This is a genomic window from Sneathiella sp. (assembly GCF_036960985.1).
In the GTDB taxonomy this organism is placed as follows: Bacteria; Pseudomonadota; Alphaproteobacteria; order Sneathiellales; family Sneathiellaceae; genus Sneathiella.
The window spans coordinates 78,030-97,948 of the sequence record NZ_JBALWD010000004.1; the positions used below are offsets into that span (position 1 = coordinate 78,030).

The 19,919-nt window shown below is 46.5% G+C and carries 20 protein-coding genes; 7 read left to right on the top strand and 13 right to left on the bottom strand.

Annotated elements, in window-relative coordinates:
• Positions 1-52 precede the first annotated feature (52 nt).
• The 3 genes from V7723_RS03385 to V7723_RS03395 are packed head-to-tail and all read right to left on the bottom strand — an operon-like array spanning position 53 to position 2,496.
• On the bottom strand, positions 53-1,168 hold the full coding sequence (locus tag V7723_RS03385; RefSeq protein ID WP_335683023.1) for a flavin monoamine oxidase family protein: 1,116 nt from the start codon (positions 1,166-1,168) through the stop codon (positions 53-55).
• Complete coding sequence (locus V7723_RS03390; RefSeq protein ID WP_335683024.1) at positions 1,165-1,845, bottom strand: cupin domain-containing protein; 681 nt, start codon at positions 1,843-1,845, stop codon at positions 1,165-1,167. Before V7723_RS03390 ends, V7723_RS03385 begins: the two co-directional genes overlap by 4 nt.
• A gap of 30 nt (positions 1,846-1,875) precedes the next feature.
• Complete coding sequence (locus V7723_RS03395) at positions 1,876-2,496, bottom strand: glutathione S-transferase (protein WP_335683025.1); 621 nt, start codon at positions 2,494-2,496, stop codon at positions 1,876-1,878.
• Between the two features lie 197 nt (positions 2,497-2,693).
• Here V7723_RS03395 and V7723_RS03400 point away from each other — a divergent pair, with 197 nt between their 5' ends.
• The gene (locus V7723_RS03400) at positions 2,694-3,242 is read left to right on the top strand and encodes a TetR/AcrR family transcriptional regulator (RefSeq protein WP_335683026.1); all 549 of its coding nucleotides are present in this window, start codon (positions 2,694-2,696) and stop codon (positions 3,240-3,242) included.
• Between the two features lie 104 nt (positions 3,243-3,346).
• On the opposite strand, the gene V7723_RS03405 is transcribed toward V7723_RS03400, so the two are convergent.
• Positions 3,347-4,105 (bottom strand): creatininase family protein, encoded by a 759-nt coding sequence (locus V7723_RS03405; protein ID WP_335683027.1) that lies wholly within the window; start codon positions 4,103-4,105, stop codon positions 3,347-3,349.
• A 575-nt stretch (positions 4,106-4,680) separates the two neighbouring features.
• Between V7723_RS03405 and V7723_RS03410 the strand changes: the two genes are divergently transcribed.
• Together V7723_RS03410 and V7723_RS03415 are read left to right on the top strand one after the other, a co-directional pair.
• On the top strand, positions 4,681-5,139 hold the full coding sequence (locus V7723_RS03410; RefSeq protein WP_335683028.1) for a (2Fe-2S)-binding protein: 459 nt from the start codon (positions 4,681-4,683) through the stop codon (positions 5,137-5,139).
• Positions 5,140-5,147: 8 nt separating this feature from the next.
• Positions 5,148-7,433, top strand: coding sequence for a xanthine dehydrogenase family protein molybdopterin-binding subunit (locus tag V7723_RS03415; protein ID WP_335683029.1), 2,286 nt, complete (start codon positions 5,148-5,150; stop codon positions 7,431-7,433).
• Positions 7,434-7,889: 456 nt separating this feature from the next.
• On the opposite strand, the gene V7723_RS03420 is transcribed toward V7723_RS03415, so the two are convergent.
• Positions 7,890-8,681, bottom strand: coding sequence for a DUF1194 domain-containing protein (locus V7723_RS03420; protein ID WP_335683030.1), 792 nt, complete (start codon positions 8,679-8,681; stop codon positions 7,890-7,892).
• 161 nt (positions 8,682-8,842) lie between these two features.
• Here V7723_RS03420 and V7723_RS03425 point away from each other — a divergent pair, with 161 nt between their 5' ends.
• The 3 genes from V7723_RS03425 (at position 8,843) to V7723_RS03435 (ending at position 11,946) form a co-directional block, all read left to right on the top strand.
• A complete protein-coding gene (locus V7723_RS03425; protein WP_335683031.1) occupies positions 8,843-10,561 on the top strand; it encodes a PQQ-dependent dehydrogenase, methanol/ethanol family in 1,719 nt (572 codons plus the stop codon).
• A 129-nt stretch (positions 10,562-10,690) separates the two neighbouring features.
• Positions 10,691-11,002 (top strand): c-type cytochrome, encoded by a 312-nt coding sequence (locus V7723_RS03430; RefSeq protein ID WP_335683032.1) that lies wholly within the window; start codon positions 10,691-10,693, stop codon positions 11,000-11,002.
• 2 nt (positions 11,003-11,004) lie between these two features.
• Positions 11,005-11,946 (top strand): transporter substrate-binding domain-containing protein, encoded by a 942-nt coding sequence (locus V7723_RS03435; RefSeq protein WP_335683033.1) that lies wholly within the window; start codon positions 11,005-11,007, stop codon positions 11,944-11,946.
• Positions 11,947-11,948: 2 nt separating this feature from the next.
• Here V7723_RS03435 and V7723_RS03440 read toward each other — a convergent pair whose 3' ends face one another.
• From V7723_RS03440 to V7723_RS03450, 3 genes are read right to left on the bottom strand one after another with little or no spacing between them, the layout of a single operon-like run.
• Positions 11,949-12,782, bottom strand: a complete 834-nt coding sequence (locus tag V7723_RS03440) for an ABC transporter permease (protein ID WP_335683034.1) — start codon at positions 12,780-12,782, stop codon at positions 11,949-11,951.
• Complete coding sequence (locus tag V7723_RS03445) at positions 12,779-13,543, bottom strand: ABC transporter ATP-binding protein (protein WP_443024175.1); 765 nt, start codon at positions 13,541-13,543, stop codon at positions 12,779-12,781. The genes V7723_RS03440 and V7723_RS03445 overlap by 4 nt, the downstream gene beginning before the upstream one ends.
• The gene (locus V7723_RS03450; RefSeq protein ID WP_335683036.1) at positions 13,518-14,720 is read right to left on the bottom strand and encodes an ABC transporter substrate-binding protein; all 1,203 of its coding nucleotides are present in this window, start codon (positions 14,718-14,720) and stop codon (positions 13,518-13,520) included. Before V7723_RS03450 ends, V7723_RS03445 begins: the two co-directional genes overlap by 26 nt.
• 299 nt (positions 14,721-15,019) lie before the next feature.
• On the opposite strand from V7723_RS03450, the gene V7723_RS03455 reads away from it, so the two are divergent.
• On the top strand, positions 15,020-15,985 hold the full coding sequence (locus tag V7723_RS03455) for a YVTN family beta-propeller repeat protein (RefSeq protein ID WP_443024179.1): 966 nt from the start codon (positions 15,020-15,022) through the stop codon (positions 15,983-15,985).
• Between the two features lie 8 nt (positions 15,986-15,993).
• On the opposite strand, the gene V7723_RS03460 is transcribed toward V7723_RS03455, so the two are convergent.
• Genes V7723_RS03460 through pqqD form a run of 5 tightly spaced genes read right to left on the bottom strand, consistent with a single transcriptional unit; the run spans position 15,994 to position 19,873 of the window.
• Complete coding sequence (locus tag V7723_RS03460; RefSeq protein WP_335683038.1) at positions 15,994-16,680, bottom strand: ABC transporter ATP-binding protein; 687 nt, start codon at positions 16,678-16,680, stop codon at positions 15,994-15,996.
• A gap of 3 nt (positions 16,681-16,683) precedes the next feature.
• Positions 16,684-17,490 carry an ABC transporter permease gene (locus V7723_RS03465; protein WP_335683039.1) on the bottom strand — a complete coding sequence of 269 codons (807 nt, stop codon included), beginning with the start codon at positions 17,488-17,490 and terminating at the stop codon, positions 16,684-16,686.
• The gene (locus V7723_RS03470; RefSeq protein WP_335683040.1) at positions 17,483-18,574 is read right to left on the bottom strand and encodes an ABC transporter substrate-binding protein; all 1,092 of its coding nucleotides are present in this window, start codon (positions 18,572-18,574) and stop codon (positions 17,483-17,485) included. Before V7723_RS03470 ends, V7723_RS03465 begins: the two co-directional genes overlap by 8 nt.
• Entirely contained in the window at positions 18,462-19,595 is a 1,134-nt protein-coding gene (gene pqqE, locus V7723_RS03475; RefSeq protein ID WP_335683041.1) for a pyrroloquinoline quinone biosynthesis protein PqqE, read from the bottom strand. Before pqqE ends, V7723_RS03470 begins: the two co-directional genes overlap by 113 nt.
• Positions 19,592-19,873: a pyrroloquinoline quinone biosynthesis peptide chaperone PqqD gene (pqqD, locus tag V7723_RS03480; RefSeq protein ID WP_335683042.1), complete on the bottom strand. Its 282-nt coding sequence runs from the start codon at positions 19,871-19,873 to the stop codon at positions 19,592-19,594. Before pqqD ends, pqqE begins: the two co-directional genes overlap by 4 nt.
• Between the last annotated feature and the right edge of the window lie 46 nt (positions 19,874-19,919).

Here is a 19,919-nt window from a genome sequence, read left to right on the forward strand (position 1 = left end):
GCTGGCTTCTGTTTCGCGCCCGAAATAGGTCCGGAAATTTCACACCTTAGATTTATTGTTTCAATATCGCGGCGGCCGAATTTTCGGCGGCTTCAAACGCGCCTGCAATTAGTCCCGGGTTCTGCTGGGCCAATTCAGCTCCAGCAAAAAAGATCTGTCGGTCGAAATATGGGACGCGAAGAATATCCGGGCCAGTGCTTGGATGGGGCATTGGGCCTGTTAAATCATCAGGTGATGCGGTTAGGGAATCTTCAGCCCAGTCTTCGATATGAATGGCGAGTGGAGACGGGCAGTCTTCGCCGAAACATCTTTTCAATTGTGCCGCAATGCGGGTTGGCAGTTCATCCGCAAACTGTTTTCGCAATTGATGTGGCCAGCCGATGAAACCGAATATGGCAGCAGGGTCTCCTGTCGGGCCGCTATGGTCGTGAGTTTCAACCAAGGGCCCCTCACGGCTTGCAATACGCCCGGATAATCCAACCTCTCGCCAAAAGGCTGTTTCGAAAAGAATAACAGCTTTGGCATGAGACGCCATCCAAGTCGGCATGACAGAAAGTGCTTGCCTTAGGGTTGGAGGCAACGGGGGATTAAAGGTAAGGGTTTTGAGAGCTATCCGGGGTGGGATTGCCACAATAACTTGCTTACAACGAAGAGGCGGTTGATCGGCACCAGCGAGATCAATCTCTACATAGTGATCTCTGACAATTACAGATCGGGCCCGGTTGCCGCGCGTCACCGTTCCCTTGCTCAATCGTGCCATGAGAGCATCGACAAAGGCCTGCGGACCGCCAGAGGGACGGACGCTGCCTTCTTGACCGGGCAGGCGGTGCCGCTCAGGTCTGGTTTCAGGCCCGTAATCCAAAATAGTGTGCCCAATATTGAATTGGGGGGAACTTTCAAGGTTAAGTTTGGTCAACCAGCGTTGGACGATTGGTTGGAAGTCAGGCCAAATCCAAGTTGGACCGAGGTCGGCCAAATAGGCGCCAGTACCTTCGTCGAAAACACTGCGAATACGCCCGCCAACGCGATTGCTGGCCTCAACAACTGAAATGGATTTTCCAGCCTCCTGCAACAGTAAAGCTGCAGAGAGGCCAGAGAGGCCGCCTCCGATAATGATGACATCGAACACTTTCTTGTTGTCGGCCGGAGAATCTTTAGGGTTCGTCAAGTTGCGACCGGCGCGTCAACATATCGCAAATGACGCGTTTTGATCCAGACTTTGGCACCTTGTTGGCCCGCCCTAGCATTTAGTCGACCGCCTTTTGGAATGCGTAGCCAGGAATGGGCCCGGAACCTATCACCGGTTTCGGAAAATTCACCATCCAGAACCAGAAATTCTCCACCTTCAGGCAGATCCAGATTAATCTCTGCTTCCGCCTCCCAAGTTTCCATCTGAACGGTTTCTCGCTTATCTAAAAACAAGGGCATCACCGATACACTGGGTCGGTCGGCATCACGAACCATTCCCATTTTATTCATGTCAATCTTGACGGGCGTCCTGTCGTCCAGATCAAATTGCCAGAGCTTTACAAAAATCACACAGCCTTTGTCTGAGCCTGGCGTGTGACGTGAAGTCGGAGGGTTGCGGATATAAGATCCGACGGGGAAATCGCCATGTTCATCCTGAAATACGCCCGCAAGAACGATAAATTCCTCGCCGCCCGTATGGACATGGGGAGAGAACTCGCTTTTCGGAGCGTAACGGACAATAGTTGTCGCCCGTGCGACTTCGTCACCAATGCGATCTAGCATGCGGCGATCCACACCCGGAATGGGAGACGACAGCCACTCAATTTCGTCTGCATGCATTACAACGCGTTTATCAAAATCAGCATTTAATTCCATAGCTGTCTTCTCCTAAGTCCATTCAGGTTTCTAATTAGCACAACTTGGCCGCGTTGCCATCTTTTGGCGCCATGCGATTAGATGTGTGAGGTCCTCCGGAATATCGACTTTGGCAAAATCAGCGAAGGCGAGGCCGGCAAACGCTGTAATATCCGCCATGGAGAATTTATCTCCGGCAAGATACTGATCTGTTGTCAAGACGCCATCCAAATAGCGCATCGTGTCCAAAGCCACTTCTTTCTTCTTTGTGCCCCAGTCGGTATTTTGATAAGTTTCAAGATCCGGACCTAAACCGGGTGTGGCATGATGGAAATAGGCGCCGACAGCGTCAACCAAGCCGGCTTCGGCTCTGAGATTCATCATATGGACTTTGGCCCTTTCAATTGGTGTGGTGCCAATCAGATCCGGCCCTTCAAAGGTGCCGTTAATATACTCTGTGATCGCGGTACATTGCGAGATACAAGAGCCATCGTTTAGCTCAATGTAGGGAACAGTTGCATCGGGGTTACGTTGTTTGTAAGCGTCAGTGCGGTGTTCTCCAGCCATCACATCAACCGGCATAAACTCCACTTGATCTGTTGCCCCCTTTTCGGCCAAGGCGATCCGCACCCGAGCTGGATTGGGAAATCCTTCAATATCAAAAACCTTCATGTCGCTTTCCTTTACATCTAATTGTTTTTTCTATCTATCAGTAGGTAGAATCAAAAAGTAAACCCTTCTTACCTCTTGACTGAAGGGGCGTCAAGAATTATCTATCAGTAGATAGAGAAAAACGATATATAGTTTAGAAAGATGTTCCGCACTTGGCCGGTCGGCTCTTCAATTGCGGAACAAAGTAGAGGTATGGAATGGAAGCGGGATCAATCCGGGAGAAGATACTGGCGGCGGCGGAGAAAAGAGTCCGCCACGTAGGATATAATGCTGTCAGCTTTCGCGATCTGGCAGCCGATGTCGGCGTTAAAAGTTCGAGCGTTCACTATTATTTCGTGAAGAAGGAAGACTTAGGAGAAGCCTTAGTCGATCGTTATACAGAACAGTTCAGAAGTGAATTGGACAAACTTGATACCGACATACTAGATCTGAAAAATGCGCTAACGGCTTTTGTCGGACTCTATGGTCAGGCGCTGATACTTGGTGATTCTGTTTGTCTCTGCGCCATTCTTGGGGCGGAAGCCAATGGTCTGGCGCCACGTATCAGAGACGGCGTCCAGAGTTTTTTTCAGATGAACACAGACTGGCTTTCAAAGCGCTTCAAAAACGCCCCGGATAACCCAATCAGAATGGCTCCACTTGAAATCGTCTCCGCGCTGGAAGGTGCAATGATAATTTCGACTACCCTTAGATCTCGCGAAGCCTTTGACGCAACAGCGGCACGAATCCTAAAGACATCAGTCTAGATATATTGCCATGCCAAACACAGCAAGCGCAGAAAAACTTGAGGGGAAGTATCTAGGCAGTGGTATTTGCAGTTGCCACGTGTTTATTGCGTCAATTTCCCTTCTTATCTCGCGGTTACAAAGTTATCATATGCTTGTCCCACTGAACGGACGGAGGCTTCAAATAACTCCTGACCAACCTCGGCGGTAGAAAGCGTTGGATCTGATCCCATCCGACCATCGGCAAACCGTCCACGGAAATCATCGGCATCGTAAATCGGACCACGAGGAGCAATACGCGGAGTTAATTCGTCGCGCTTAACTCTTGCGCCGTCCTCTGGATAACCAAAATAGGTCAGCGATACTTCTGACGGCGTGGCATGGCTGCCTTCTGCGTCACCGTATTCTCTTTTCGATATTTCTTTAATAGTCTCACTGTTCCACCAGTTTTCTAAATGGCAACGTACAGAAGGTCGGTTTTGTCCTGTTATGCCCAGACTGCTTTCGGCATAAATTTCAGAAAACGCGGCTTCGCAGGTGGCAATATTGCCGCCATGCCCATTTAGAAAAAAGAAACGATTAAATCCGTGGCGGGTTAATGAATTAACCACATCGCAAACCACAGCAATCAGTGTGGTCGGACGTAGCGTTATCGAACCGGAAAATCCTAGGTGATGTTGAGCCATGCCGATGCTCAAGGTTGGCGCAACCATAACATTCTGTCGCTTTCCGATTTCATGCGCGACTAATTCAGGGCAAAGGGCGTCAGTTCCGATAAAACCTGTTGGTCCATGTTGCTCGGTCGAACCAATGGGAATGATGATACCAGTCGAATTGTTCAGATACTCCTCTACTTCCGGCCACGTTCTCAATTGTAGGCGCATGCCTCTCCCCTTCAAAGTTCATTTCCTGATTTTGGAAATTCACCCTAACGGTAGTACGCGGATCCGGCCAGAAAATTTGCGCAATGTAGAACTATTCTTTCGGTCAATTCGAGAGAGAAGGAAATAACGCGTTTTCGCTGCTCGCTTAACAGAGTAGATCTTCCCAAAACACAAGTTATTTCTGATGTTACATTGTTGTCCTGTGTCTTCTACCATAAGACCGTTGACTATATTACAAAACTGAACTTTAATGAATATGCAACCTAAATAATTAAATACAAAAGGCCTAACGACGTAAAAATTGTTGGTGGGATGTAGGGATCCAGTGTCGGTGAATTAGGTTAGCTCAGAAGAAAAAAGAGAGCGCTTTCATCATTTCGTATTTGCATGTTGTCCGTATAGAACTGATGTAAGGTTATTAAAAATTGCAAGTCGCACAGCTAAACTGACTTGTGGTAACCGACATATATAGAGGAGCATTTTACAAAGGTTTCGTCTATAAAACGGACACAAGGTTAAGCCGCCATTTAGATTAAGTAAAAAATATATAATGAAGAAGATCCGGGGAGGGACTAATGGTAAAATTAACAATAAACGGAAAAGATCTCAATGTTGATGTGCCTGATGACACGCCATTGCTGTGGGTGATCCGTGAACATTTGCAAATGACGGGCACTAAGTTCGGTTGTGGCGCAGGCCTTTGTGGTGCTTGTACCGTACATATTGACGGAGAAGCGACGCGGACATGTATAACCGACGTAAGCGATGCCGCTGGTACCAAAATTACGACAATCGAGGGACTGGACGAAAACGGAATGCACCCATTGCAAAAGGCCTGGATAGCAGAACAGGTACCACAATGTGGATATTGTCAATCAGGTCAGATTATGACCGCCGCTTCCTTTCTTGAAGAAAATAAGAATCCAAGTGATGAAGATATAGTGGAAGCAATGACAGGGAATATCTGCCGTTGCATGTCATATATTCGTATCAAAAAAGCAGTACGGCGTGCTGCAGACGAAATGAAAGCATAGGGGGCATCATGAAACTTCAAAAAAAGATCGCGAACAGCGATAAACGCGGTGTCTCCCGGAGAGATTTTCTGGTCGGCTCAGCAGCAGGTCTCGGCCTTGTAATGGGATACGGTGCCCTTCCTGTCGGTGGCGGTGTAAAGGAAGCGATGGCCGCCGGGTCATTTTCTCCCAACATCTGGTTTTCGATGGATGACGCGGGCATCACAACCGTCAATATCGTAAAGGCTGAAATGGGTCAGCATGTCGGAACGGCTATCGCCCAATCTTTAGCGGACGAATTGGAAGTACCTTGGGAAAATATTCGGTTGAATTTCCCAGATGTTGCGCCCCAATGGGGGTTGTTTATTACGGGCGGAAGTTGGTCAATCAACTGGACTTTTGCGGCGATGTCACAGGCAGGCGCTGCCGGACGAATTGTCTTGATGGAGCAAGCAGTCAAAAATTGGGGTGTGCCGGTTGCTGAATTACGTGCCGATCAAGGGATGATCTACCACGACAAATCTAATCGGAAAGTGAGCTACGGTGATTTGGTTAAAGGCGGTATTATATCTCGAAGTTTCAATAAAGCTCAGTTGGAAGCCATTACATTAAAAGCACCAAAAGACAGAAAGATTATTGGAAAATCGGTCGCCAATTTGGATATTCCCAGTAAAACGAATGGGAGCATCAAATACGGCATCGATACCTTCGTAGACGGAATGGTTTATGGCGCACCGCGGACCCCGCCAGTGCGTTACGGGGCGACAGTTAAAAAGGTCGATGATAGTGCGGCAAAAAAAGTTGCGGGTTATCAAGGGCATGTCGTTCTTGAAGATCCGACAAAAATGGTTACCGGTTGGATTGTCGCTCTTGCTGACAGTTATCCTGCGGCACTAAAAGCTGCAGAAGCACTTGAAGTTGACTATGATTTGGGGCCTAACGCAAAAGTCAGTTCTGAAAGCATCATGAAAGAAGCCGAAGAAATGATTAAGGCGGGCGAAGGAGGTAGAACCTTTGTTGATGACGGCGATGTTAAAAAAGGTATGGCAGAGGCCACGACGAAATTTACGGCTGAATATACGACCAGCTTGAATCTACATATGCCGTTAGAGCCCATGAACGCGACCGTTTGGGAAGAAGATGATATCTGGCATGTGACAACGGGAAATCAGTTCCAAACCGTTCTTGCGGGCGTTCTTCCTATCGTCCTTGGTGTTGATCCCTCGGCAATTGTCATTAAACAAGTAGCTTTGGGGGGCGGCTTCGGCCGTAGACTGGAAGCAGATTACGTTGTCGTTGCGGCTCTTGCCGCTAAAGGCGCGAAAAAACCTGTAAAAATGATTTACGACCGTGCAGCCGATACACAGTTTGATTATCCGCGGAGCCAAGTACTTCAGTCGTTGAAGGCAGGTATCAAAGATGGAAAACTGGATAGCATGACCCACGATGCTGTTTGTACTTGGGCAACTAGTCGCCTTGCTCCGGCATTTTTGGCTGATGCGCCAGAAGGTAAAATTGACTATTTCGCAATTAATGGTGCAGATTTTTGGTATTCGGTTCCAAATCATCGGGTACGGGTAGCGAAGTCAAAGCAAGGAGATGCAGCGGCGCCTGCGGGTAATCTGCGGTCCGTCGCACCTGGGTATACCTTCTTCGCGGTTGAAAGCTTCATGGATGAATTGGCCCATGAATTGAAAATCGACCCGTTGGCGTTTCGGATGTCGATGCTTGATGCGGCCGGCAAACAAGCTGGAAGCGCGCCAATGAGTGTTGGCGGTGCCAAACGGTTGGCAGGTGTTCTTAAAGCCGCAACTGATAAAGCTGAGTGGGGTAAGAAGATGGCCGAAGGCAGTGGGATGGGTCTTTCCATATCCAGTGCTCAAGAACGGGCAACGCCGACCTGGACGGCCTGCGTTGTCGAAGTCGACGTCAACAAAACGAGTGGTGATTACAAAGTTAAGAAAATGACCATTGCCATCGATGTCGGGACGGCTGTCAATCCAGATGCCGTAAAAGCGCAGGTCGAAGGATCGGCTCTTTGGGGATTATCAATCGCGACAAAAGAAGAAGCGATTATGGAAGACGGGGCTATACAGCAAACCAATTTCGACACTTACGATGTCTTACGTATGGAAGATGTACCGGAAATGGAAATTATTGTATTGTCTCCAGGTGAGTATCCTGTCGGATGCGGGGAGCCAGGAGTGACGGTTGTCGCGCCTGCTATTGCCAACGCGATTTTCAATGCGACTGGTGTGCGAGTCCGGCATTTGCCGATGACACCTGAAGCAATTAAAGAAGCCCTTACCGGCTAAGAAATCTGGTAATTAGATTTCGGTAGAGCAATTCGTTGCTCTACCGATTTTTCTAACCATTGTGGATCCCTTTATGCGGCCAATTTATTTTACTCTCACTCTTTGCGTGATACTCACTGCAAGTTCTGCAAATGCCGGCTGGCGAGATACTGAATGGGGAATGACCGTACAACAGGTGACGGATGTTTCAGGGACCGAAATCTACGAGGCGCAACTTAAAAACGCGGCATATTGGGAAATTCTTCCGAAATTGAAATCTTCAGCTAACTTTGGGGGATTTAATTTCCTTGCCGAGTACTATTTTGATGACCGTGACGGTTTGACCTCAGTCCGCTTGATGCCCAGTCAAACTATTTGGTGTCTAGATATGTTTCGGTATTTGTTTAAGAATTATACATATTTCGGGCCCGCTGAAGATTCATACCTTTGGCATGACGTATCGGGAGGGAATAAAGTTCAATTATCCCGCTTTGCAAATTGTGCCGTGACTTTTAGTTCTAAAGAAGATGGATCCAAATCGGCGTCGGAGTAAGAGGCAAAGTTTCCAGACCACGGAATTCCAGAAATTTCGATTGAAAATTTCTGAGAGAAAGCCTCTGCATAATGTTCGAAAGAGACCGCCGGATTCACGAAAGAAAGCGGCCCTCCAATGACATTAACGCGAAAATAATCGACCAGCTCTCGCCGTGTTTCCTGATCGGCTCGGTCAGCTAAGATCGGAAGGCCGTTGATCGTTATACCTTGGGAAAGTAGGATTTCTCGAACAATAGCGGGTTCTGCGCCTCGATTACTTGGGTCGTCACTGGAAATATCAATTACTTTTCGGTCGCCTTCGAATTCATTTTGCTCAAACGACTTTCCTGCTGCTTGCAGTGCATCGCCCAGTGCGGTGTATAATAATCCGGTCCACGGTTTTTTCTGGTTGTTGCGTACATAAGTGGCAAAATTTTGAGCGGTTTTTTGATCGCTTATCTCTTGCCAGGGAACAGCAATCAATTGCTGATTTTCTCCTGCCCATAGAAGCAGCGAAACAGCTATTTTTCCCGTCGGTAAAGAATCAATGATTTTGAGTATTGTCGGATCTTCAAACACTTTCGCGATGCCTTCGATCTGTGCTTCATGTTCTTTTTGGCTAACGCTGCTTGAGACATCGACGGCAAGGACAATTTCTACGCCAACTGCTTTTTCATCGGCATAAACTGTATTCCATGGAATTAAAAACAACGACAAAAATACTATTAATTTCACTTTTTCACCATGCGGTTCCCGTGTCAGATGATCACAGCCCTCTAAAGCGGCATTGTGATCGGAATATACCTTTACATCAACATTAGAAATATGAAATCATGAAACTGCTAAAATAAAAATTGCGATAAATCGCACATAACGAAAACAAACGGGGGGAACCCATGCTAGCAATTTCCAAGAACTGGTTATCCGCAGTTACAATCTGCTTGGCGATGATCGGTGCAGAAAAGTCATGGGCGCAATCCGCGACCGATTTGGCTAACGATGCGAAAACCACAGATCAGGTACTGACGGTAGGTTTGGGTCAAGGACAGCAACGTTTCAGCGCTCTTGATAAAGTCAATACGTCGAATGTAAAGAGCCTCGTTCCGGTCTGGAATTATAGCTTCGGTGATAATCGCGGACAGGAAAGTCAGCCGCTTGTCTACAAGGGCGTTATGTATGTGACGACCCATGATTCCACTCACGCTATTGACCCCAAGACGGGTCGCGGTATTTGGGTGAATAAATTTGAATATCCTCCTGAAACGCCCCGTATTGTGTGCTGCGGAATTGTTAACCGTGGTGCGGCAATATATAATGGCAAACTATATCGCGCGACGCTGGACGCACATGTCGTTGCGTTGAATATGGAAGACGGCACAGAAATCTGGAAATCTAAGGCGATTGATTATTCAGAAGGCTACTCGATGACAATGGCGCCATTGATTGCGAATGGTGTCGTTATTACAGGCATTTCTGGCGGCGAATACGGTATACGTGGCTTTATTGACGGATGGGATCCTGAAACGGGCAAGCATCTTTGGCGCAGATATACCGTTCCAGCTCCCGATGAAGAGGGCGGGGATACCTGGCCTGGCGAAACTTACAAGCATGGCGGAGCGCCGACGTGGATCACAGGTACTTACGATCCGGAATTGGACTTGGTATATTGGGGCGCTGGCAACGGTGGCCCATGGAATGCAGAATTCCGCAAAGGCGACAATTTATACGTTGGATCTGTTCTGGCACTTAAGCCAAAAACGGGTGAAATTGCCTGGCACTATCAATTCTCGCCTAATGATCCCTATGATTACGATGGTGTGAACGAAAATATCATCGCGGACGTCGAAATTGATGGCAAAATGCAAAAAGTTATTATGCATGCTGACAGAAACGGTTATCTTTATGTGATCGACCGGACCGACGGCAAGTTACTGCGCGCCAGTCAGTATATCAAGAAGCTCAATTGGGCGGATGGTATCGATATGAAAACTGGACGTCCGATTGATAGCGCTCTTACAAAGAAAATGCGTGCAACCGGCGAGAAAATTGATGTTTGGCCGTCTGCGTTTGGTGGTAAAAACTGGTTCCCAATGAGCTATAGCCCTAAGTCGGGTTTCGTGTATGCGAATACATTGGAAATGGGAATGAGTTATAAGCCGGTAGAGCCAGTATTCAAAAAAGGTACTTTCTATTTTGGCCTTGATTTAGCTCAATTACAGTTTTTGTTCCCTGACGATGGGAATACCGGTTATTTGAGAGCGATTGATCCTTTAAATGGAGATATCAAATGGGAAGTCGGTAGTCAGGCAGCTAACTGGGGTGGCACTATGGTGACAGCCGGGGATCTAGTATTTACCGGCACCTACACCGGACAATTCAAAGCCTTTGATGCAAATACAGGTGATGAAGTTTGGTCCTTCCAGACTGGCTCTGGCATTATCGGACAACCGATGACCTGGGAACAAGACGGTAAGCAGTATATTTCTATTGCAAGCGGTATCGGCGGCGCTTACCGGAATTTCATACCGGTATTCGGTGCTAAGAATGTCGAGCTGAATAAGCTTATGGCCTCTGTTCCAGAAGGAGGATCTATCTGGACATTTGCGCTACAATAGGATTTGGAAACTTAAACGAAAAAAAGTCACGCCTGATGTCGGGCGTGACTTTAATTTGTCTGACCCCGTAATAATAATATGCAAATAAACTTGGTAGAGGTCGTGTTGATTAAAAAATATGGATGGTTAATGTTGGCTGCTATAGGGTTACTTTCTGTAGCCATTTTAATTAGTGGGTCGCCGTTAGCAGCAGGTACTAAAGAAGACGCCCAAAATGCTGGGAAAGGTCACTACAGTTTATATTGCATAAACTGCCATGGACCAAATATGGTCAATATTGGAACACGCTCATATGATTTGCGAAAATTCCCACTAAAAGATCGCCCTCGGTTTCTCAAATCCGTTAAGGATGGGAAAAAAGATATGCCGTCCTGGAAGGATATTCTGTCGGAAGAGGAAATTCTAGAAATCTGGGAATATGTAAAGACTAGAGGTAAATAATAATGTTTGGAATCACGCGGCGTGACGCGAGAATAGGTCTTTTTATTGGTGTTGCGCTAACTTTGGCTTTACCAAATTGGGCTAATGCCGATGACGGTGAACTCCGGTTTTGCCTGGAAGATGGTAGCCCGCCTTATTCCTATAAATTTGGTAAACGAATGGGCGGATTTGAATTGCTTTTGGCGGAGCGACTGGCACAAAAATTGGATAAAAAATTACATGTGCAATGGTACGAATCTGAGGATGATGATGAAGTTGTACCAATCTATGAAGTGAATGCACTTCTTTCAGCAAATTTTTGCGACTTTGTTGGCGGACTGGCTCTAATTGAAAGCAACCTTAGGACACCTGTTCAACCATCTGCGGCCCTTCCAGATTATGAAGGCATGAAGCGGAGTGAGCGTGGAACGAGGGTCGACCTAGGTGAATTGACGTCGACGATTCCTTTCATTCACGCAGGATTAACCGTTGTTTTATCACCAAAAAACGCAGGTACTATAGTCAAACGATTGTCGGATTTGAACGAATTATCAGTCGGCGCCGAGGTAACAACTCTATCCAGTGCCATTTTGATCCGATATCAAAATGGGCTTCTCGCGAATCAATCAAAGCACTTTAAGCCCGGTGACATATTTTCCAATCTCGAAGCCGAAGAAGTTGATGCAGTGCTAGTTGAGAGACATCGGTTTGATCGCTATAAACAACGCAATCCAGAAACCAAGTTGACCTCGACCGAGTATCTACATTCTATTTCCTATAATATAGGTTTTGCCGCACTAAAGAATGGGACCGCACCAATTTCAGAAGTAAATGAAACTATTCTTGAGTTCCTCAAAAATGGTGAGATGGAAAAAATTGCGAAAATGTCACATATGTCTTACATCGCACCAGGAAAACCAGCGGTTTTCGGCCAAGTTTCTCCCGCTATGTTGACCAAGGACTAAGTTTAGCCGCGACCGGCACCCCCAAGTCCTCGTTTTGGATCATATGCCCATATAGCTGCGCCAAGGAATAATGCTAGACAGAAGAATGTCCATCCCGCAGCCGGTAAGCTAAATTTTAAATAAAGGCTGAACCGAAGAAATTCAACTGCATAAGTAAATGGATTAAAGGTGCAAAGCCAGTATAGAAGTTCGCTGGATTCCTTCATTTTCCAAAGCGGATATAAGGCGCTGGAAAGAAAAAACGCGGGAAATATTACGAAATTCATTACGCCAGCAAAATTTTCCAATTGTTTGACAAATGTGGAAAGTAGCATTCCTACAGCGCCCAACATTAAGCCCGTGACAATTAAAACAGGTAGCACTGCCAAATACCCCAATAGAGGGAGTTCAATTCCGAATAAATAAGCTACCAAAAGGAAGGCATATACTTGTAATAGCGAAACGAGGCATCCTGCCAGGAGTTTGCAGGTTAGCAGATACCATCGGGGAAGGGGGCTGGTCATGAGAACTTTCATGCTCCCCATTTCCCGGTCATATACCAGTGAGAGCGAGCTTTGCATGCCATTAAACATTTGTATCATCCCAACAAGGCCTGGAACAATATACACGTCGTAAAGAATATAGGTCTCGTAAGGGGGAATAATTGACAAACCCAGCGTTGCACGAAATCCAGCGGCAAATATAAGCAGCCATACCAGCGGGCGCACTAGAGCTGCTATCAAACGTCCTCGTTGCTGGAAAAACCGAAGGCCTTCTCTCCAAACGACACCTTTCATGCATCTGAAATAGGTCGCTAATACTGATTGCCGGGATAGGCTGATATCGTTATTCGTCATGCTTTTTCTCCAGACATAACAAGTTTTCTGAAGAGGTCGTCTACGGTCGAGCATTCATGTTCTTTGGATAACGTGGAGACGTTTCCATTTGCGCGTATTTTTCCTTGATGCAGTATGATGAGGTCATCTTCTTGCATGACTTCGTCAACCAAATGAGTGGCCCAAAGTACGGTCAACTGTTGCTCACGGCAAAGCATATGAACATAATCAACTATTGCTTTACGGCTTGGGACATCAAGTCCAACCGTCGGTTCATCAAGCAGAAGGATGCGGGGGTTATGCAAGAGTGCACGGGCGATCTCCGCCCGGCGTCGATGCCCTCCGTTGAGAGTGCGAACTTTTTCATCGCCTCTTTCTTCAATATCTAATGATTTTAAACGCTCCGTTATATTGCTTTCCAGGTTTCCGGCAGGCAAACCATGTAATGCAGCAAAATATTTTAAGTTTTGCCGTATGGTTAAATCAAGATCCAGCGTTTGTTGTTGAAAGACGATCCCCATAGAAGCCATTGCAGGTAGGGGGGATTTTCTCAGATCATTGCCAAAAATACGTATTTGGCCAGTCTGCAATTTCATGATGCGTGTTAGCAGATGATATAAAGTTGACTTTCCGGCGCCATTTGGACCTAAAAGAGCCGTAAATTTTCCGGATACGGCGGAAAAAGTAATGTCATCGAGCGCTTTTTTCGATCCGTAGTCATACGAGAGATTATTGACTTCTATACCTGTATTCAATTTATTCTTCCCCGCATCTTGCGACATTGTTTGTATCAAGCCCCAAAGTATCTAGCTCGGTTCTTTGATGCAAAAATCCCGGTTGCGGAGACATTGAGACAACTGCGCCGCGATGTACGAGCGGGATCGGTTGTCGCATCTGCCCTGACCAAGGCCGAAAAGTTAGCGCACGGCCCTTAAACGCCGCCACGCGAAAAGCGTCTGAGAGCAGATATGTTTTTATATCAGACGCCGATTTTTTGTTTCCTCTGATTATGGCTTCTCCTACAGAAGAAACTGCGAGCCAGGCTGCGTAATCAACGTCGTTCATAGGTCTTTTTGCCAATTTTTTGAAGCGGTTTTGAAGCTGAGTAGCGCCATACTGCTCTACAACAGGATGCCAGGCAACTGGGAACATGCCTTGAGTTCCGACCACCGGCCGGGGATACCATGTGTGATACAATAAATAGTCACCGAAGTCGCCGGATTCATCGGCAACAACAACAACGTCATACTCTGAGCCCTGCGTAAATGGCGGGACTTCGGATTGGGCATTGCGACGCATGTCCGCATCAAATAGCCACTTTTTATCGCCTACTATTTCCGCTCCAAATTTTTTGGCGGAATTGCGAAGGGCCGATGCAAATTGTTGGTCTCCCACTTGTCCGCCCTCTATGAGAAACCATTTTTGCCAGCGTTTTAATAACAGAAATTGAGCCAAAGAATCACTCAGCATTGCACGGCTTGGAATCGTATGAAGAACATTTTGGTGACATTTCTCCGATCTCAGGGAATTGTCTTTTTCAATGGTATTGATAATCACAACATCGTTTTTCCACGGGAAATTTGCGAGTTCAAGAAGGTCATCTACAGGAAGGTTGGCAATAATCAGCATGCTTTCCGCATTTATATCCTTGGCAAGATCAGCAAGGCTATCTTCTGGGTGGAGAATATGCTCAATCAGATTGATTTCGTGATTGGTGAATTTACCCGTGGCGTTGACATCTGCGACACCGAGCCGTGCACCAATTAGCCCTTGATCCTCAGGCATAGCATGTAAATTTGACAGAACAGGAGGGCGGTCAATAACCCGCTCAATGTAATGCAGCGTAACTGACGGGTTGGCCCCGGCATCGGTAATAAAAATAGCCATAAAAACAAAAAGTGAAAAAACGAGACATAGGGCTCGTCCAAGCATAAAGGGCACTGAGCATCTCTCAATCATTTCATATTCCTTTTGGCCATAGCTTGAGTGCTCAAGATAAGACTTGGGGTGTTTTTGTCAAACAACTGCTGGCTCTCACATAATTTATTACTGCTCATTGATGATTTTCCTTGGATGTGTTTGAGTTCAAAAAAGTTACCATCCAAAAAAGTGTCCGAAGAATTTGAATTTAATTCGATAATTGGATAACAGGAAAAATTGTTAGTCCAAATCGATGAAATTTACGGTATAAATCTACATCGCGTTAAAAACTTCCTAGGGGCGACGAAATGAAAAGCATATACCCAAAATCGAATAACATGGGCTTGGGGGTTATAGGGTTTGTCCTTGCCCTCGGATTTCTGACCGGGTCAGCCTGGAGCCAAACGGCATATGTATCCAATGAAAAAGACGACAGTATTTCAGTAATCGATCTGAAAACCTTTGACGTAATAGAAACCCTTAGAGTTGGAAAGCGCCCTCGCGCTATCTTGTTATCAAAGGACCGATCCAAACTATATATCTGCGCGTCGGACAGCGATACAGTTCAGGTTCTCGACTTGACAACAAACCAAATAATTCAGGAACTCCCATCCGGGGATGATCCAGAGCAATTCGCACTACACCCTGACGGTAAGAGGCTTTTTATTGCGAACGAAGACGATAATATGACCACGGTCGTTGACGTTGAAACCGGCAAGGCAATAAATGAGATTGAGGTTGGTGTCGAGCCTGAGGGAATGGCTATAAGCCCGGATGGAAAATGGGCGGTAAATACTTCAGAAACAACAAATATGGTGCATTGGATCGACACCGATAAGATGAGTGTTGTCGAAAATACACTTGTTGACCAACGTCCGCGTCATGCGGAATTTTCTCCAGATGGCCAGCGGCTTTGGGTTTCTTCGGAAATCGGCGGCACCGTTTCAATAATCGACGTTCAAAGTAAAAAAATCATCGAAAAAATATCATTTTCTGTAGTTGGCATCGAGGATGGACGGGTTCAGCCCGTCGGCATTCGGTTGTCTTCAAATGGAAAATGGGCGTTTGTTGCATTGGGTCCAGCAAATCGAATTGCGGTTGTGAACACCGAGAGTTTTGACGTTGAAGAGTATCTTTTGGTTGGCCGTCGCGTATGGCACATGGATTTTACGCCGGACGAAAAATACTTGCTGACAACCAATGGCGTAAGTGGAGATGTGTCCGTCATAGATGTCGAGGAATTAAAGGTAATCAAAACTATCAAGGTCGGACGGTTTCCTTGGGGTATTGTAACACGCCCGTAAAGTTCACGTCAGAATGTTGAGGAAGCTTTGAGGGTGACCATCTGGCTGGTTATCCAGCTTGCGTCTCGTTGGTTCCTGGTTTGATCAATGGTGACGCTATTCATAATTTTTGCGGGTTGGCCTTCCAATAAAACGATGCGATCTGCCAAGGAGAGGCATTCCTCGAGATTGTGAGACACCATAATAATTTTCGGCTTTTCTGTTTCCCATACAGTTAAGAGCAGCTCTTGTAGTTCTTTGGCGGATGCTGGATCCAGTGAGACGAACGGTTCATCCAATAATATTAAGTCTGGCTTAACGGCAATTGCGCGCGCTAATTCGACCCGTCGTTTCATGCCAAGCGATAGGGCGTCTGGAAATTCATCACGTTCTTGCCACAAATTTACGGTCTGCAGCGCCAAATCAGCCTGCTCTCTCCCCGCCTCTGAATCGGCGCATACCAATCGTAGATTTTCTCTTATGGTGCGCCATGGTAAAAGCCGAGGTTCCTGAAACACAAAGCCAACGCGGTTGATCAAACCGGAAATTCTCACCTGTGCATCCGTATCCAGCCCTGCAACCAGCCTTAATAGAGTAGTTTTGCCGCAGCCTGATGGGCCGGAGATTGCTAAGAATTCCGACTCTTTCAGGACCAAATCAAAATTCGAGAATATCTGTTTATTGGTAAATCTTTTACTTTCTATCTCTATTTTCATTGTTCAGATGGCACGCCAGCGATTTGCGTGGCGCTCCCAAGGCTTGATAACAAAAGCTTCAATCAGTTGAATGACAATCAGAAAAGCAAAGGCGTAAGCGAGAATGGCCGTGATATCAAACAATTGAAAATTTAGCTGTATTTGAAATCCGATCCCGTTGGGTCTGCCAAGTAATTCGACCACAAGCACGATTTTCCAAATTAACGCGAGGCCGGTGCGCGCTGAAGCAGCCGCATAGGGAGCAAGTTGCGGGGAAATCAGATCTCTCAAAGTGCGCATTTTCGAATATCTGTAGAGTTGCGCCATTTCGGTAAGCTTGGGATCAAGAGCACGCGTTCCTTCGCGCATAATGACCGCAACAAGGGGGATTTTATTAATGGCTACGGCAGTAATGGCCGCGACTTCAGTTAAACCAAACCAGATATAGCAAAGAACTATAATTACGAGCGCAGGCAGATTGAGAGCAATAATCAACCAACTGTCAAAAAACAAATCACTGCGTTTTTTTAGTCCAAGAAGCACACCGATAAAGCAACCAATTGCCATGGCGAAAAAGAACGCGGCCGCGACCCGCGCCAATGTTATGGAAACATCTTTAATCAAACCGCCATAGAGAGATTTTTGGATGATTGTTTGTGCTACGGCAACTGGGCTTGGAAATAAGTCGCTGGCGACAAACCAAGAAAAAATTTGCCAAATTATGAGGAAAAGAACAATAGATGTAGGAAAATATAGCCAGTTTCGATTTGGAAGAGTATGGGATCTTCTCTGTGTGTGATTTTTTAAGAAAGGAGGCGTCGTTTTACTCATTGATTGACAAAAACATTTCTGGCGCGAGTGTCTTGCTGGTTCCAACCAATTTTTCGCCACCATTGTTTCTCAAGAAGGTTATCCAGGACAACATTTTTGATATGTGGGGCCATTCCCTCGTAGAAGGGATGCCTTCAATAAACCCGTTGCGCAAGGCAACAAATTCACGTTCGTTATTCACCTTCATCGTTGGTTTGAGTGCCAGCCAAGCAGCCTCATCCTGTTGCAATAAAGTTTTTGCTTCTTGTGAGCTTAAAAAGAATGATCTGACAAGATCTGGGTTTTTTGCTGCCCAGCCCTGCTTAAAAACATAAGCTAGTAACGGCACTTCTGCACTTAAATTGGCTGAATTACTTAATTGTTTGGTAGTCGTCAGGAATTTGAGTCCATTTGCTCTCGATCTCGCCAAATACGGCCAGAAATTGATTTCTGCATCAAATTCGCCGTCTAACATTTTCCGATGAATGAGTGGTGGTGCCGCAAAAACTACATCTGCCGATTCCGCAAGGTTGAAACCATATTGGCTTAGTGCGACGGCTTGCAGCATTATCCAATTCTTGTCGAGGGGTCCACCGGCAATGGCAATTCGTTTTCCCTTGAGGTCGGTGATAGTTTTTATACTTTCGCCCCTAATCATTACGCCGCCGACTGATTTAGAATAAGGAAGAACGACAAATGGTCGGATGTCCCATTGACGCGCCGCCCAGATCCAGTCACTGACAATCGCATCAGTCTCGCCAGCTTGCAACATCACAGCCGCGGCCTGCTTGTTTGCGACAGGTTGAATTTCAAGTTTGAAATTATGACGTGTGTCTAGACCATATCGCTTAATTGTCTCCAGCTCCCACATAACAGTTCCGAATTTTAGAACAGCTACTTTCACGGATTTAAGGTGGTTGTCCGCATAGCTCAGGTTGGACAGAGAGATTAAACAAGCAAGTGCAATGAAACCAACGCGCATCATGGAATTATCAGTCCGTATTTCTATCAGGGCTGCCGGAAGCGTTCTCTTTTGATAAACTAGGTGAAACTCGATAAATGAACTCAGGCGCTTCCCCGCCAGCATCATTTTTTGCGATTTCAAGGACTTTATCCTTAAACGGGGATAGTTCGCAAACCGGATCCATATTCGCGGCATCACCTGTCAATGCCATTGCCTGACAGCGACACCCGCCCCAGTCAATTTCCCGGTTGTCACATTTCTGGCAGGTTTCTGGCATCCAGTCCGTACCACGATAAGCATTAAATGCAGGATCATTATGCCATATGTCCAAAAGAGATCCATCATGGACCGTCGGAAACGACAAATGCGGTATGGTTTCTGCCGCATGGCAAGGCAGAACCTTTCCAGCCGGCGTAATATTGAAAAACCGCCGAGCCCATCCATTCATGCAGCTTTTCGGTCGGCGAGCATAGTAATCGGGAACAACGTAGTCGATCACCATTTTCCCCTCATACTCTTGGCGTGCGTCTTCAACCAGCTGTGTGGTCCGTTCAACCTGCGCTCTACTGGGTAGGAGCGCAGCCCGGTTTTTCAGGGCCCAACCGTAATATTGCACATGCGCTACTTCTAGACGCCGAGCTTTCAGTCGCGCTGCCATTTTAAAAAAATCTGGAAGTTGCTCGACATTATGTCTATTAATTACCGCGTTTAAAGTAAGCGCGAGGCCCGCGTTGATAACACGTGCAGCAGCTTCCGTTTTGCGTTCGAAAGCTCCTTTGTAACCAGCAATCCGATCCGCAATTTCAGTGTCTGTTCCCTGAAAACTAATTTGGACGTGTGCGAGACCAGCGTCTTTCAAACTTTCCAGTCGTTTTTCTGTCAAAGAAACAGCGGCCGTAATCAGATTGCAGTAGAGGCCAATTTTATCTGCATGTGCGATTAGATCCGCCAGATCAGGGCGCAATGTAGGCTCCCCGCCAGAAAAATGTACTTGTAATGCCCCAATTTCTTTTGCTTCTGTTAGGACACGACACCAGGTTTCTGTATCGAGTTCGGCAGAACGGGCATCCATCTCCAAAGGGTTAGAGCAATAAGGGCAACTAAGAGGGCAGCGATGAGTTAGTTCGGCTAAAAGAGCGAGCGGTGGATCAATCGTATTCATATGTCCAGCACCCCTTTGACAACAAGGTTGGCAAGAACGTCTTTTACGTCTTTTTCAACCTCAAGTCTCGGTGCATCAAATTTGATAAGAAGAAGATCAATGAGCTCTGAGAAATTTTTGCCGTCGCACCCCAATAAAATCTCCCCGGCAATTTCGTCCAGCATGAATACGCGCTCAGGAGCGAGTATCGTCCAAGTCTTTCTTGTGTCGTCGAATTTCAGCCGGACACCTGCCGCGAGTTTCGGGCAACTGTCATTTGTAATATCGGCAGAATTCAATCTGATCACCTCACAGAAAAACACCGCTAGAAACACTGTTTCTAGC

Excerpts from the sequence above, each read along its gene's own strand:
- V7723_RS03390 (WP_335683024.1), bottom strand. The coding sequence starts at position 1,845 with ATGGAATTAAATGCTGATTTTGATAAACGCGTTGTAATGCATGCAGAC.
- V7723_RS03395 (WP_335683025.1), bottom strand. The coding sequence starts at position 2,496 with ATGAAGGTTTTTGATATTGAAGGATTTCCCAATCCAGCTCGGGTGCGG.
- V7723_RS03400 (WP_335683026.1), top strand. The coding sequence starts at position 2,694 with ATGGAAGCGGGATCAATCCGGGAGAAGATACTGGCGGCGGCGGAGAAA.
- V7723_RS03405 (WP_335683027.1), bottom strand. The coding sequence starts at position 4,105 with ATGCGCCTACAATTGAGAACGTGGCCGGAAGTAGAGGAGTATCTGAAC.
- V7723_RS03410 (WP_335683028.1), top strand. The coding sequence starts at position 4,681 with ATGGTAAAATTAACAATAAACGGAAAAGATCTCAATGTTGATGTGCCT.
- V7723_RS03415 (WP_335683029.1), top strand. The coding sequence starts at position 5,148 with ATGAAACTTCAAAAAAAGATCGCGAACAGCGATAAACGCGGTGTCTCC.
- V7723_RS03425 (WP_335683031.1), top strand. The coding sequence starts at position 8,843 with ATGCTAGCAATTTCCAAGAACTGGTTATCCGCAGTTACAATCTGCTTG.
- V7723_RS03430 (WP_335683032.1), top strand. The coding sequence starts at position 10,691 with ATGTTGGCTGCTATAGGGTTACTTTCTGTAGCCATTTTAATTAGTGGG.
- V7723_RS03435 (WP_335683033.1), top strand. The coding sequence starts at position 11,005 with ATGTTTGGAATCACGCGGCGTGACGCGAGAATAGGTCTTTTTATTGGT.
- V7723_RS03440 (WP_335683034.1), bottom strand. The coding sequence starts at position 12,782 with ATGACGAATAACGATATCAGCCTATCCCGGCAATCAGTATTAGCGACC.
- V7723_RS03445 (WP_443024175.1), bottom strand. The coding sequence starts at position 13,543 with ATGTCGCAAGATGCGGGGAAGAATAAATTGAATACAGGTATAGAAGTC.
- V7723_RS03450 (WP_335683036.1), bottom strand. The coding sequence starts at position 14,720 with ATGATTGAGAGATGCTCAGTGCCCTTTATGCTTGGACGAGCCCTATGT.
- V7723_RS03455 (WP_443024179.1), top strand. The coding sequence starts at position 15,020 with ATGGGCTTGGGGGTTATAGGGTTTGTCCTTGCCCTCGGATTTCTGACC.
- V7723_RS03460 (WP_335683038.1), bottom strand. The coding sequence starts at position 16,680 with ATGAAAATAGAGATAGAAAGTAAAAGATTTACCAATAAACAGATATTC.
- V7723_RS03465 (WP_335683039.1), bottom strand. The coding sequence starts at position 17,490 with ATGAGTAAAACGACGCCTCCTTTCTTAAAAAATCACACACAGAGAAGA.
- pqqE (WP_335683041.1), bottom strand. The coding sequence starts at position 19,595 with ATGAATACGATTGATCCACCGCTCGCTCTTTTAGCCGAACTAACTCAT.